The following is a 14,799-nucleotide window of genomic DNA, read 5'->3' as shown; positions in this document are numbered from 1 at the left end:
GTTATTAATAAAAACTATAAAATAGTAGCTCAGTTATTTTAAATCAAAGATGTTCACAATTAAATAGCAATTTATTGCTTTACTGTGTTACAAACTAAACACAAAGCATACCTATGTTGAGGATCATTAAGATCATCTAAAATACTAGTTTGATTATTTATATTAAATATAGTATCAACCAGTGGTAAAGAAAGCCAATTACTTAATAAATCAAATAATATATTTTTAGAAGCATTACGTAACATTAATGAAATTAATTTTGAATTATCTTGGTACCAAATTAACTTTGGTTTAGTAATTTTTGCTAAATCTTGCGCTTTTTTGACTGCATCATCGAAATCACCTAAAGCATCTACTAAACCATTTTTTTTTGCATCACTACCAATCCATACACGACCTTGTGCAATATCATCAATTTGTTTATAAGTTTTTTTACGAGATTTTGCTACTAAATTAACAAACTTATCATAACCATTAGTCACATTAATTTGCATAATTTGTTGAATTTCTATTGGTAATCTTTGTGTATTAAAAACTTTAGCTAAAGGAGATGAATGAACACCATCAGCATGTATACCAATGGTATCCAAACTATTTTCAACAGTATTAATTATACCAAAAATCCCAATAGATCCAGTTAGAGTACTTGGATGCGCTATTATGTAATCAGCAGGAGTAGAAATCCAATAACCACCGGATGCTGCAATACTACCCATAGAGACAACTATAGGTTTTTTGTCATGATGTAATGCCAATAATTCTTGACGAATTGCTTCTGAAGCTATTACGCTTCCTCCAGGACTATTTATATATAAAACAACAGCTTTAATGTTAGGATCTAATCTTGCATGTTTTATATGTTGAACGATATTATTACCAACAACGTTATTTGAACGAATTTTATTATATATAATAGGTCCATTAACCATAATAACTGCAATATTTGCTTTTTTATTTTTTCTATTCATTTTAGCTATATAAGTATAAATATTTGTATTATTATACTCGTTAGTTTTGGTATTTAAACCAAATATTTTTGCTAATTGCTTTCCTGTTGATGAAGAAGATGCAACAAAATCAACTAATTTGTTATTTAATGAATATTTTGCAGTATCTCCGTTTAAAACTTTTAATTCTTCAATAATCTTTGAAGCTCCTGGAAATATCTGTTGTATATTAACATTTCTATTATAAGAAACTTTATACAGATAATTATCCCAAAGCTTGTTAATCCAACGGTTATCAATTTCACGTATTTTATTGGACATTCTATCTAATAAAAAAGGTTCAACAGCTGATTTATACATTCCTACTCTAAAGACATACGAATTTATTTTGAGTTTTTTCAACAATTTATTGTAGTATAATTGATTAGTTGCAAAACCTCTTAAATCTACTGACCCTGCATGAGATAAATAAATTTTATTAGCAAAACTAGCAAGGTAATATTGTGATTGGTTATAACTATTTCCTATTGCATAAATAGGTTTACCGCTAGCACGAAATTCGCCTAATGTTTTTCCAATATATTGTAATGAAACTTGATCTGTTCCTAAAAAATCATGTAAATCTAATACAATACCTGTAATATTTTTATCATATTTAGCTTGACGAATTGCTTCAACGATATCAAACAGTAAATTTTGACGTATACTATATTTTTTATGGATTTTACCTAGTATTTGTTCCTCAATAATTTTATTCATGTAGCTATTATCAGGTATTTTATCAACTATAACACCTCTTATATTTAATTTTAATGCTCCTTTATTAATTGGGATAATAGTAATATGATGATTTACTGATTTAAACAAAAATTCGCCAATAAAAATAAATATAACTATTACTAAAAAGTTGAGTATAAATGTTCTAATGAAGTTTAATGTAAACCATATATATCTAAATATATTGGCAATTGTGCAAAACATTTCCCTCATAAATATCTCCATGAAAAATAAAACTATAAATCATTTTAATTATTTAATAATTAACGGAAATGATAACTAGTTTTTTGTAAAAACAATCATTTATCTAAAATTTATTTACAATATTTATAAAACAAATAATTTTGTGTGAAATATTTTTATCTAATATTTCAAATAAGTTAACTTTTAATAATTATTAAATAATATATAATAACTGCTATTTATTAAAAAATTGAAATTTTGACCAAATAGGTGCATGATCCGAAGGTTTATTCATATTTCTTATATTATAATCAATTCCTGTTTCTACACAGTAAGATGCTAATTCTTTAGTTGCTAGTAATAAATCAATACGTAATCCACGATTTTCACTAAAACCTTTTGAACGGTAATCAAACCAAGAAAAGCAATTATTTACTTTTGGATTTTGTTGTCGCCAAAGATCTATTAAACCTAAATTAAACAAATTATTAATCCATTCACGTTCTTCTGGGAGAAATGCACATTTACCAATTTGTAACCATCTTTTTTTGTTTTTTTCACCTATCCCAATATCAAGATCAGTGCTTGTAATATTAATATCACCCATAATCAAAATAAATTTGCTAATTGTTAATTGTTTCATCAAATATTTTTTAATATCAGAGAAAAATTTTTTCTTAGCTGGAAATTTTGTAGGATGATTACGATTTTCACCTTGTGGGAAATATCCATTTACTATAGTGATAATACCAATAGGAGTAGGAATTTCTATTGTTATTAATCTGCGTTCATCATTTAAATTATCAGTAGGCAATCCTCTACGAACTGCAATTGGATTTATTTTTGTTAATATTGCAACTCCATAATATCTTTTTTGACCGTAAAAAAATATCTTATATCCTAAAATAGTCAAATCTTTAATTGGAAACATATTATCATCTACTTTTGTTTCTTGTAAACCTATTACATCAGGTTGATGAGATTTTATTATTTCTTTAATCTGATGTATCCTAGATCTTAATCCATTAACATTAAATGATATAAATTTCATAATATTCTTTAAGTTAGTAATTTAAATTAATATATTTAGTTTAGAGAAAACTCTTTTAAGAACGATACTACTGATATAATCAAATTTCAATATATTAGTATACTTCTCTTATATTTAATGTAAATTTATTCAATTAAAAGTTGACAGTAAATATTTTTGTCATCATTATATGAATGATAATTTATTATTTAATATATTATTAAAAATATTATGATTTTTTTGAAATTTAATATTTAATAAGTAAGAATTATATTAATCTGTGTTTTACTAAATATTACTATTGACATATTCACTATAATAAATTAATTGCAGTTAAAATAAAGTTATTAATAAGTAAAATTAAGAAGGAAAAATTTATAAAACACATATAAAAATTAAATTATATCTTAAATAAGTAACATGAATGTAATATTATTATTTAATTAATAATTAGGTAAGTCTTTCTTTTATAATAAAGGACTAAATAAATAAAATATCATTTCTAGAAATTTTTTCCAAAACGCACGTTTTGACCAAGTTTTTTTATCGACTAAACTTGAACTAGCGATATAACTTTGTTGAATATCAGCTAAATTATTACCAAAATTAAGATCATCTATAATTAAAGTTATTTCAAAATTGAGCCATATACTCCGCATATCTAAATTAAAAGTACCTAATAAAGTTAGTTGTCCATCTACTAATATACTTTTAGTGTGTAATAAACCCCCTTCAAATTGATAAATATTTACACCTGCTTCTAGTAATTCACTAAAAAATGCACGACTTGCCCAACTAACTAATGTAGAATCATTGTTTAGTGGAATAACAATATCAACATTTACACCTCTTAATGCTGCAGTACATAATGCATGCAGTAAATCCTCACTAGGAACAAAATAAGGTGTAGTCATAATTAAATTTTCGTGTGCCGAATATATAGCTGTTAAAAGTGATTGGTGCATAATATCTTTAGGAACACTAGGACCAGATGCAACTATTTGAGCAACACAGGAGTTTTTTTCATGTATATTATTTATATGTTTATTTTCATAAATAGGTAAAATACGATTTCCTGTTTCTATTTCCCAATCACAATTGAAAATAATGCTGATAAATATAGAAATAGGTCCTTCTATACGTACCATTAAATCTATCCATTGGCCAATACCAATATTTTGTTTAAAAAAACAAGGATCTACTAAATTCATACTGCCAGTATAAGCAGTATAGTTATCTATTAATACTAATTTACGATGTTGACGTAAATCAATTCGACGTAAAAAAAATTGTAATACACTTATCTTTAGTGCTTCTATTACTTCAATACCAGCATTACGCATTTTTTTTACCCAGTTACTACGAAAGAATGATATACTTCCAGCAGAATCTAATAATAATCGACACTTTACTCCACGATAAGCTGCTTTTATTAAAGATTCAGCAACTTCATCAGCTAATCCACCTGGATGCCATATATAAAATATCATTTCTATATTATGACGCGCAATTTTGATATCATTAATTAAAGATTTTATGATATCATTTGGATCAGATATTAATTTTAATTTATTACCTTTAATTCCAGGAACGCCTTGTCTATTATTGCAAAGTTGAAATAATGAATGTGCAACAGTACTATGCTCTGTTGTAAAAATTTCTTGTCTTTTTTTAAGTTGTTTAAGAAAGTTATTAGTATGTATCCATGTAGAACGCATTCTTTTAATTCTATTTTTTTCAAGATATAATTCACCAAAGGATAGATAGGTAACTATACCTACTATAGGGATACCATATATAACCAATAACCAAACTATTGATGAATTAACAGCTCGACGTTTCATCAGTATTCTTAAAGTAACATTAGCTATTAATAACCAATAAATGAAAAGAAAAAAAAATCTATAAGCTTATAAAAGCTAATCATTAATTTAATATCCTATTTAGTGCTTTAATGTATAATTATTAATTAAAAAATATTTATCACAATATTATTAAATTAAGAAATTAATTATTGGATAATTGCTTTAAAAAGAAGTAAAAGTATATTATTTAAAATAAAAAATAGATTAATCATCCTTTGTTTATAAAACTTAGCATTTGTTCTTTTTGATAAAATAAGCATTTGATAAATATAGCAATAGGTTATTACTTTTTTAAGTAAATAAGTCAACAATTATTTTGTTGAAAAAAATTATATTAATTAAGTATTATATATTATCATTTTAAGTAAAATAATCTTATTTTAAAAAGATTACTACAAAATATTACTAATGTTAAGTATTTTATTTTAAATATAATAATAAATTATCCAAAATATCACACTTCATTCACAAATAAAAATATTAAAATTATTATTTTTTTGATGAATTTACTGAAAATATAATAGATATTTGCTCAATCTAAAAATTACTTAATTTAATAATATTAAAATTGTTTATTTAATAATATATAGAACCTATATAAATAAACTATCATAAAAGTGATAATTAAATTTTTTACAACAATAAATAAAAATAACATTAAATTTTCTGAAAACATTGACATAAAAGAAAAAAATATTATACAAATTATTTTGCTTAATAAGCATAAAGTAATTACAGGAGCGATTATATTTATATTTTTTAATACTATATTAATACTATTGTTTATTGATTCAAAAATTCCTATTTTATCGTTTACCAATATTATTGGAGACATTGATAATAAAGCAGTTAACAAAATTCCTGGGAAAATTAACATCATAAACCCAATTTGTGTTATTATATTTATTAGCAAAATTAAAACTATAAGGTTAGGCAGAAATGAAATGAGTTCATTCATGGCACCTGATAGGCTCACTTGTTTTTTCTTAGAAACAGCAGGAATTAAATAAAGAACACCTCCTAATAAGAAGGTATTACCAACTAATTCACAAAAATTAACTAGTATAAAATTACGCAGTAATTTATATTTTTGTTCTGATGATATATTGTTGATCATTTTAAATGAAGAATAATCTTGAATATTGTTTCGTTCGGATATTATTAACTGTTCAGTGTTATTGTTTATTAGACAGTGTATCAAAATACTATCAGCAGCAGCAGCTAATAAAGCAATTAATATCAACGTTATCAATTGATGTTGAAAAAAATTCCTACTGTCACGGTATAAAGAATTTGCCGTGATTTGCATATTAACTCCTTATAATATTCAAAAAATTAATCATTAAACATATAAATTTTATTTATTTTAAGTGATATTAAGGCTAGCAGATTTAAAATTATTAGACATAATTTTCAATTTATTAAGCATTAAATCAGTTTGTCTAAAATAATTTTCGATAATTTTTACAATGGCGGAACCAATAATTATACCATCAACTCCACTTGAAATAATTTTACTAACTTGATTAACATTAGAAATACCAAAACCTTGCATTAATGGAGGTGAATTATATAAACGGAACTTATTTATTAAAAGTCGAGATGTCAAATTTGCAGGTTTTTCAATACCAGTTACACCTGTACGAGATAATAGATAAACATATCCATAACTATTAGATGATATATCACGTAATAACTTATCTCCAGGATTTGGAGGACAAATAAATATTGGATTTATGTTATATTTTAATGCTATTTGACTAAATGGCTTGGATTCTTCTATTGGTACATCAGCAATTAAAACTGAATCGATATCTAATTTAGAGCAATGAATATAAAAATTTTCAATTCCATTGGAAAAAATAAGGTTAGCATAAATTAATAATCCAATAGGTAATTCATGATATTTATGACGTATATTAGAAATTATTTCAAAACATTTTGAAACATTAATTCCTGAATTAAATGCACGTAAATTAGCATTTTGAATAATTGGACCATCCGCTATTGGGTCAGAAAAAGGAATACCTAATTCTAGGCCATCTGCTCCGCCTTCAACTAAAGCATCTATAATTTTCAATGATAATGTTGGCGATGGATCTCCCAAAACAATAAAAGGAAAAAATGCACCTTCTTTTTTGTTTTTTAACTTACTAAAAAGCTTTTTATAACGTTTCATCATATCTCCTTATGAAATTTGAGAAAATCGTTAACAATAGAAAGATCTTTATCACCTCGACCAGAGATATTTACCACTACAAGCTGTTTCTTTTGTGGATTTAAATTTATAATTTTTAAAGCATAAGCTAAAGCATGTGAAGATTCCAATGCCGGAATAATTCCTTCTAAAATACACAATTTTTTAAATGCTATTATGGCTTCCTTATCTGTAATTGACACGTAATTAGCGCGTCCTATACTATTTAAATGTGCATGTTGAGGACCAACTGAAGGGAAATCTAAACCAGCAGAAATGGAATAAGATTGTTTGATTTGACCATCATCTGTTTGTAACATAGGTGATTTCATTCCGAAATATATGCCTGTACTACCATGTTGAATTGGAGCACCATGTTGACCTGATTCAATACCATATCCTGCAGGTTCAACACCAATTAATTCTACTTTTTGATCTTGAATAAAATCAGCAAACATACCTATTGCATTAGATCCACCACCCACACAAGCAATAACTATATCTGGTAAACGACCTTCTTGTTTCAATATTTGTTCTTTAGTTTCTTTACCTATCATTCGTTGAAATTCACGTACTATAGTTGGAAAAGGATGAGGTCCCGCAGCTGTACCAAGTATATAATGTGTATTTTGATATGTATCAGACCATTCGCGTAATGCTTCATTACAAGCATCTTTCAAAGTTCCAGCTCCAATATTAACTGGAATTACTTTAGCACCCATAAGACGCATACGTAATACATTAGTTGATTGTCGATCTATATCTTTAGCTCCCATGTAAATATTACATTTCATATTTAATAACGCACATGTAATCGCTACAGCTACGCCGTGTTGACCAGCACCAGTTTCAGCAATGATTTTATTTTTCCCCATTTTTTTAGCTAATAAACCTTGCCCTAAAACTTGGTTTGTCTTATGAGCACCACCATGTAATAAATCCTCACGTTTCAAATATAAATTAGTTTTTGTACCTTTTGTTAAATTTTTACACAGTGTTAATGGAGTAGGACGACCTGCATAATTCTTTAATAATTCATTAAAAGTAAATTGGAATGTACTATCACTCTGTGTAGCAATAAATGCTTCTTCAAGTTGTAAAAGAGCTGGCATTAATATTTGCGGTACATACATGCCACCAAATTCACCAAAATAAGGATCTAATAAAGTCATGTTTTATTCCCTTTATTAAGGAATGTTATGGTTAACTATTTTTTTAATAATCACGAATTATTTTAAATACAGATTGAATTTTATTTAGATCTTTAATACCAGGAGCACTTTCAATTCCTGAATTAAAGTCAAGTCCAAAACAACCTATTTTAGAAGCTATCATACAATTATTTACATTTAATCCACCAGCTAATATTACATTGTCAAGCACTTGATTGTTAAGCAAATCCCAATTAAAACTTTGTCCTGAACCTCCTTGCTTATTATCGAATATGTAACAATCGATTTTTGATAAATTACGTTCTGGAAGCTTATCGTATACACTTAAAGTTTTCCAAATTTGTACATGAGGAGGTAATTCATTACGTAGTTTATTGATAAAATCTTGATTTTCATTTCCATTTAACTGAATAACTGATAGACCAAGTTTAAATGTACTTGTTACAATTTCACTAATATCAGTATTTCTGTATACACCCACATATTGAAGAGGTGTATTAGCTACTATTCTTTTGGCTTGTATCATATTTATTTTACGCGGAGATCCTTCAACAAAAATTAATCCCCCAAAAATGGCACCTGAATTATATGCTGCATATGCATCTTCAGAACGAGACAGACCACATACCTTATTATTCCCTAGCAGCATGCGACGAATTGCAATTTCAAGGTTATCTTCTTCCATTAATTTAGAACCAATTAAAAATCCATTAACTAAATGGCTTAACTTTCTAATATCAGAATAATTATTAATTCCAGATTCACTAATGACTATTTCACCTTGTGGAATATATGAAATTAACTGATTTGTACGTTCTAAATCAACTGAAAAATCTTGAAAGTTACGATTGTTAATACCTATAACTTTTGCTTTAAGGGAAATTGCACGATCAATTTCTTGTTTATTACTAACTTCCGTTAATACTCCCATATTTAGTTCATTAGCAATTGATACAAATTGACAATATTGTTTATCATCTAAAATAGATAACATTAATAAAATAGCATCAGCATAGTAATTACGTGCTAGATAAATTTGATAAGGATCGATGACAAAATCTTTACAAAGAACTGGTTGTTTAATAGCAGAACTAACTATTGAGAGGAAAGAAAAATCTCCTTGAAAATATTTTTCATCAGTTAAAACAGAAACTACGGATGCATAATGCCTATAAACACTAGCTATTTTTAAAGGATTAAAACCTTTTCTAATCAATCCTTTTGATGGTGATGCTTTTTTACACTCAAGAATAAATTTGGTATTTGGTCCTCTTAGTGCATCATAGAAATTACGATTTGAAGGTTTAATCTTTTTTTGAAAACTAATAAGCGGTTGCTTCTTTTTGCGTTTTTCAATCCAAACTGTTTTATCCTGAATAATTTTATTGAAAATACCTTGCATATTTATCCTCTTGATGACAGATCTAATAAAAGTTTATATACTTTTCCACTCCGAATAATGTTAAGTGCATATTGTGCATTATCATTTAAATTTTCATTACCAAAAATCTTAAGAAGCATAGCTACATTAACAGCAACAGTTTCTTCATGTGATTTTTGACCATTACCTTTAAGTAATTCTATAAAAATATTGCGATTATCTTCTGGAGTGTTTACAGTTAATAATTTTTTTGAATGAAAATCAAATCCGAAATCTTCAGCTTTTAAGCTATATAATGTAATTTTACCATTGTGTAGTTCAGCAATATGATTTACATCATGTAAAACTACTTCATCCATACCACCTCCATGAACTACTATTGCACGCTGATAATCCATTAATTTTAATATATTAGCAATTGGCAATAAAAGTTTTGGACTATATACACCGATAACAGACAAAGGTGGACGTGCTGGATTAACTAATGGTCCTAATATATTAAACATAGTACTAGTTTTTAATTGCTGACGAACCTGTATTGCATGACAAAATCCAGTATGATATTTTGGCGCAAATAGAAAACAAATATTTAAATCATCTAACATCTTACGTGCTTTATTTGATGAAATATTTAAATTTATTCCTAATGATGTTAACATTTCAGACGAACCAAAATTACTAGATGTACCTTTACTACCATGTTTAACTATTTTTAAACCGCAAGATGCTGCTACAATAGCACTAGCTGTAGAAATATTTATACTTCTACTTAAATCTCCACCTGTTCCAACTATATCTGCAAATATATATTCTGGACGAGGAAATGGTTTTATATTATCTAATAAAGCATTTAATGCACCAAAAATTTCTTCTTGAGTTTCCCCACGTATTTTCATTGCAATTAAAGCACTTGCTAACTGTGATTGATTAAGTTGACCATGAATGATAGCTTCAAATAACTTATAAGTTTCTAGCTCGGTAAGAATCCTTGCATGATAAAGTTTATCTAAAATAGCATTCATATTTATCTCCACTTTTATTTTATCAATGCCCAATTTAATGTTTGTTTAATTAAACGTGCCCCCTGCATAGTTAATATAGATTCAGGATGAAATTGAAATCCACATACTCTATCTGTATTATTTCTTACTGCCATGACCATATTTTTATATTTAGCGTTTATAGTGAGACATGATGGTATATTAATACCTACTAAGGAATGATAACGTGCAACTGACATTGGATTCATGAGATCTTGAAACATATCCTTTCCATCGTGATCTATCAAAGAACTTTTTCCATGTAATATTTCTCCTGATTGACAAACATTACCTCCATAAAATTCTATAATAGCTTGATGACCAAGGCAAATACCTATAATTGGAATATATCCACAAAATTCTTTAATTATTTCTAACATACAACCAGCATATTTAGGTGATCCAGGTCCAGCTGATAAAACAAGAATAGGATGTTTCATGTTATGAATTTGATCTATTAATATATTAACATGGACATTATTTCTATAAATACATACCTTATGGTTAAAAATTCTTAATTGATCAACAAAGTTATACGTAAAAGAATCGATATTATCAATCAGTAAGATATTAGCCATTAAAATATTTCCTCACAGTGATGTGCAGTTGCAATAGCACGTAATACTGCTCTAGCCTTATTAAGGCTTTCATCTGCTTCTTCTTGTGGGTTAGAATCCAAAACTATACCAGCTCCAGCTTGTACTGTAGCGATTCCATTTTCAACATAAGCAGAACGAATAACAATACATGTATCTAAATCACCTTGTGAATTTAAATATCCTACTGAACCACCATAGCTACCACGTCTAGTACCTTCTGCAGCTGCTATTAATTGCATAGCACGTACTTTAGGTGCGCCAGTAAGAGTGCCCATATTCATACAAGCTCGATATGCATGTAATGCATCTAAATCTGATTTCAGTGTTCCTATAATTCGAGAGACTAAATGCATTACATAAGAATAACGATCAACTTTAGTTAAATCAGCTATATAACGAGTGCCTGGTATGCAAACTCGAGCTAAATCACTACGTGCTAAATCAACCAACATTAGATGCTCTGAAAGTTCTTTGTGGTTTGTACGCATTTCAAGTTCAATACGACTATCAAGATCTAAATCTAAAGAATTATCACTATGACGTCCTCTAGGACGTGTTCCTGCTATTGGATATATTTCTATTTGACGTGAATTGGCACTATATTTTAGTGAACTTTCCGGAGATGCACCAAATAATGAAAAATCTCTATCTTGCATGAAAAACATATATGGACTTAAGTTGTCATTTTTTAGTATATTATATGCAGCTAACGGAGAAGGACATGGCAAATAAAAACGACGAGATGGTACTACTTGAAATATTTCCCCTGAACGTATCGATTTTTGCATTTGATTTATTGTATTACAATATTCTTTATCACTTTGATTCATTTTAAGTTGCATATTTTTAATTTTTTTTATGGGTAATTTAGAAAATGTTTGTAACATTTTGCTTTGCAATTTTTTAATCCTAATATGTAATCGTCGTGATTCTTCTACAGATTTACAAAATATACTGCCTTGTAAACAAGAATTTTTTTTTCTATGATCTATTTTTAATAAAATTTCAGATAGATAAAAACAATAATCAGGACAATTTTGTTCATTTTTGATCTTGGGTAAAGTCTCAAAATTTTCAACTAAATCATATGCAAATAAACCACCAAGTAAAAATGCTTCTTTTTTATCTGAAGGTATTTTTATTAATTGTAAAATTAATCTTAGTGGATCAAGTATCGATGGGTTTTTTAAACGATTATCTTCATCTTGTTTAATATTATGAATAACTGGGAATTTTAATTTACGTTTATTTAATGCAACTACCTCATTATGTATATTATTAGGTAACACATTATCTAATAGTGATAACAGTATTTGGCCATTTTTTGATAAAGCATGTATAAAAACATAGCTGCCTAATGCAGTAATACGTAATGCACTATCTATAATTAATAAGCTTTTTAGATTTTGTTTGCTTTTTATATTTGCGGATTCAAGCAACAGAGTTGCTGGTCGTGTGCCACATAATTGATGAAATAGTACTCCAGGATTTTCATGATAAGGTGCATCAACACTAATTAATTTTACTAAAAGTTTGTCATTTGACATAATAATTTTCTCTAAATTACATGATACTTTTATCTAAAAAATATATTTAAAATTAGTGGTTTTAAACAAAAATTATTCATATTCCTTAATAATAAGATACTTAATTATAAATAAAATTAAAAACAATATACTATATTTGGTAGCTATAACTTCAACATGATTTTAATTTAATAAGTTAGTTAAAAAATAATATTTTATTAGGTATTAATTTATTTATTTATATTTATTATATTATTAATATATTTTTATATTATTGATATTAACTTTAATTCAAATAATATATAATAATATCAATTTGATATAGCATTTAAAGTTTTTTTGTGTATTTATTTATTATTTTATATTTAGCATTAAATACAGAACAATTAATATAAAATTATAATCTTATAGTAATTTGATGTATATCATTGCTATAATTGTTAAATATTTTATTCTATATATAAAATAATTTTAAAAATAAATATATTCATCTTAATGATAAATTACAGTTTATTTTTTATAAACATTTACATTGATAATAATGTATTCATAACATATTTTGGTACTAATTGAAAAAAATTGATTAATATATAATACTTGCAAATAACATTCAATTTTAAGCATATTATCTTTAATTTATTATTAAAATATATTGATAATATTTTAATAATAAAAATATTATCAATATATTATATATTTTATTATATAATTGTCATAAAATTTAAGTAATCATTAGTATGACAATTTAATTATACATGTGATATTTATTAAAAAAAAATATAAAAACAAAGGGTAATGGAAAAAAAATAGAAAAACATATGCTACTGTTTTCAGTAGTAAAATAGTTGATTAAAAAAGGAAAATATTTTTCATAAATAATTACATTGTTTACTGTACAAAAAAATAAACTAGATTTTTATACTTAATTTCTCTATTTTATAGGTTATAATAATGAATTTTTTGTTAAATTATGGACTTTTCTTAATAAAATTTACGACAGTAATACTTATCATTTCTATATTTTTGTTGGTTTTCATGAGCGGGTCTTTAAAGAAAAAAAATCAAAATGGACAACTTCATATAACAAATTTAAACGAAGATTATCAGCAGATACAAACAGATTTAAGACTTGCTAAAATTCCACTGCAAGCAAGAAAAAATTGGTTAAAAAATGATAAAAAAGAAAAAAAGAGAAAATTAAAAATTGAAAAAACAGCTATAAAAAACGGTGAACTGAAAACACTTAAACCTACCATGTATGTAATTGATTTTAAAGGCAGTATAGATGCAAAAGAGGTAGAATCTTTAAGAAAAGAAATATCTGCAATATTGTCTGTCAATCAAGATGGTGATGAAATTTTAATTCGTTTAGAGAGTTGTGGTGGAGTAGTTAATGGTTATGGTTTAGCTGCTGCTCAAATACAGCGTATGAGAGATTGTGGATTGCGTATTACTGTAGCTGTAGATAAGGTTGCAGCTAGTGGTGGATATATGATGGCTTGCGTAGCTAATTATATATTAGCAGCACCATTTTCTATTCTTGGTTCTGTAGGTGTAGTAGCACAGATTCCTAATTTCAACCGTTTATTAAAAAATAATAATATTGATATAGAGATGCATACTGCAGGACAGTATAAACGTACTTTAACAATATTAGGAGAAAATACAGAGGACGGTAGAAAAAAATTTAAAGAAGAGCTTAATAAAACACATAAGCTATTTAAAAATTTCGTTCATAAAATGCGTCCTAATGTAAATATTGATAGTATATCAACTGGAGAATATTGGTATGGTAATAATGCATTAGATTTAGGTTTGATTGATGAAATTGGTACCAGCGATGATTTTATAATTAAGAGCATGAATAACTTTAATGTAATAAGAATAAATTACATAAAAAAACGTAATAAAATATTTGATTGTTTAGTAGATGGTATAAATAAATTAGTAAATTCTTTTTTAATAGGACTATTAACGAATATTAAAAAATAAATCTACAAAATCAGTATTGATAATAGCTATTTTGTTATTAAAGTTATTAATCAACGGTTAATTTAATAAATATATTATTTTTTTAGTAAT

Annotated in this window: 10 protein-coding genes and 1 pseudogene; 1 reads left to right on the top strand and 10 read right to left on the bottom strand. The window is 26.3% G+C overall.

Translation table 11 applies throughout. The features are described from left to right. Window positions 1–71 precede the first annotated feature (71 nt). The 10 genes and pseudogenes from sppA to CRV12_RS00915 all read right to left on the bottom strand — a co-directional run bounded on the left by sppA (window position 72) and on the right by CRV12_RS00915 (window position 12,738). Complete coding sequence (sppA, locus tag CRV12_RS00960; RefSeq protein WP_136130780.1) at window positions 72–1,937, bottom strand: signal peptide peptidase SppA; 1,866 nt, start codon at window positions 1,935–1,937, stop codon at window positions 72–74. 205 nt (window positions 1,938–2,142) lie between these two features. Then, entirely contained in the window at window positions 2,143–2,958 is an 816-nt protein-coding gene (gene xthA, locus CRV12_RS00955) for an exodeoxyribonuclease III (RefSeq protein WP_136130779.1), read from the bottom strand. A gap of 446 nt (window positions 2,959–3,404) precedes the next feature. Next, window positions 3,405–4,864, bottom strand: a pseudogene (gene cls / locus CRV12_RS00950) (cardiolipin synthase). Window positions 4,865–5,364: 500 nt separating this feature from the next. Next, entirely contained in the window at window positions 5,365–6,111 is a 747-nt protein-coding gene (locus CRV12_RS00945) for a YciC family protein (protein ID WP_136130778.1), read from the bottom strand. Window positions 6,112–6,168: 57 nt separating this feature from the next. Further along, entirely contained in the window at window positions 6,169–6,981 is an 813-nt protein-coding gene (trpA, locus tag CRV12_RS00940; RefSeq protein ID WP_136130777.1) for a tryptophan synthase subunit alpha, read from the bottom strand. Beyond that, window positions 6,981–8,171 carry a tryptophan synthase subunit beta gene (trpB, locus tag CRV12_RS00935; protein WP_136130776.1) on the bottom strand — a complete coding sequence of 397 codons (1,191 nt, stop codon included), beginning with the start codon at window positions 8,169–8,171 and terminating at the stop codon, window positions 6,981–6,983. The genes trpA and trpB overlap by 1 nt, the downstream gene beginning before the upstream one ends. A 43-nt stretch (window positions 8,172–8,214) precedes the next feature. Further along, window positions 8,215–9,573 (bottom strand): bifunctional indole-3-glycerol-phosphate synthase TrpC/phosphoribosylanthranilate isomerase TrpF, encoded by a 1,359-nt coding sequence (trpCF, locus tag CRV12_RS00930; protein WP_136130775.1) that lies wholly within the window; start codon window positions 9,571–9,573, stop codon window positions 8,215–8,217. Window positions 9,574–9,575: 2 nt separating this feature from the next. Continuing rightward, window positions 9,576–10,574 (bottom strand): anthranilate phosphoribosyltransferase, encoded by a 999-nt coding sequence (gene trpD, locus CRV12_RS03890; RefSeq protein ID WP_136130774.1) that lies wholly within the window; start codon window positions 10,572–10,574, stop codon window positions 9,576–9,578. 14 nt (window positions 10,575–10,588) lie between these two features. After that, window positions 10,589–11,170 (bottom strand): glutamine amidotransferase-related protein, encoded by a 582-nt coding sequence (locus tag CRV12_RS03885; RefSeq protein WP_136130773.1) that lies wholly within the window; start codon window positions 11,168–11,170, stop codon window positions 10,589–10,591. Beyond that, window positions 11,170–12,738 carry an anthranilate synthase component 1 gene (locus CRV12_RS00915; RefSeq protein WP_136130772.1) on the bottom strand — a complete coding sequence of 523 codons (1,569 nt, stop codon included), beginning with the start codon at window positions 12,736–12,738 and terminating at the stop codon, window positions 11,170–11,172. Before CRV12_RS00915 ends, CRV12_RS03885 begins: the two co-directional genes overlap by 1 nt. Window positions 12,739–13,668: 930 nt before the next feature. On the opposite strand from CRV12_RS00915, the gene sohB reads away from it, so the two are divergent. Continuing rightward, window positions 13,669–14,709, top strand: coding sequence for a protease SohB (sohB, locus tag CRV12_RS00910; RefSeq protein ID WP_136130771.1), 1,041 nt, complete (start codon window positions 13,669–13,671; stop codon window positions 14,707–14,709). The last annotated feature ends 90 nt before the right edge of the window (window positions 14,710–14,799 follow it).

Source organism: Candidatus Pantoea edessiphila, assembly GCF_002933315.1.
GTDB lineage: Bacteria > Pseudomonadota > Gammaproteobacteria > Enterobacterales > Enterobacteriaceae > Pantoea_C.
Note: the sequence above shows the minus strand (reverse complement) of the source record. Positions and strands in the feature narration are given on the sequence as shown.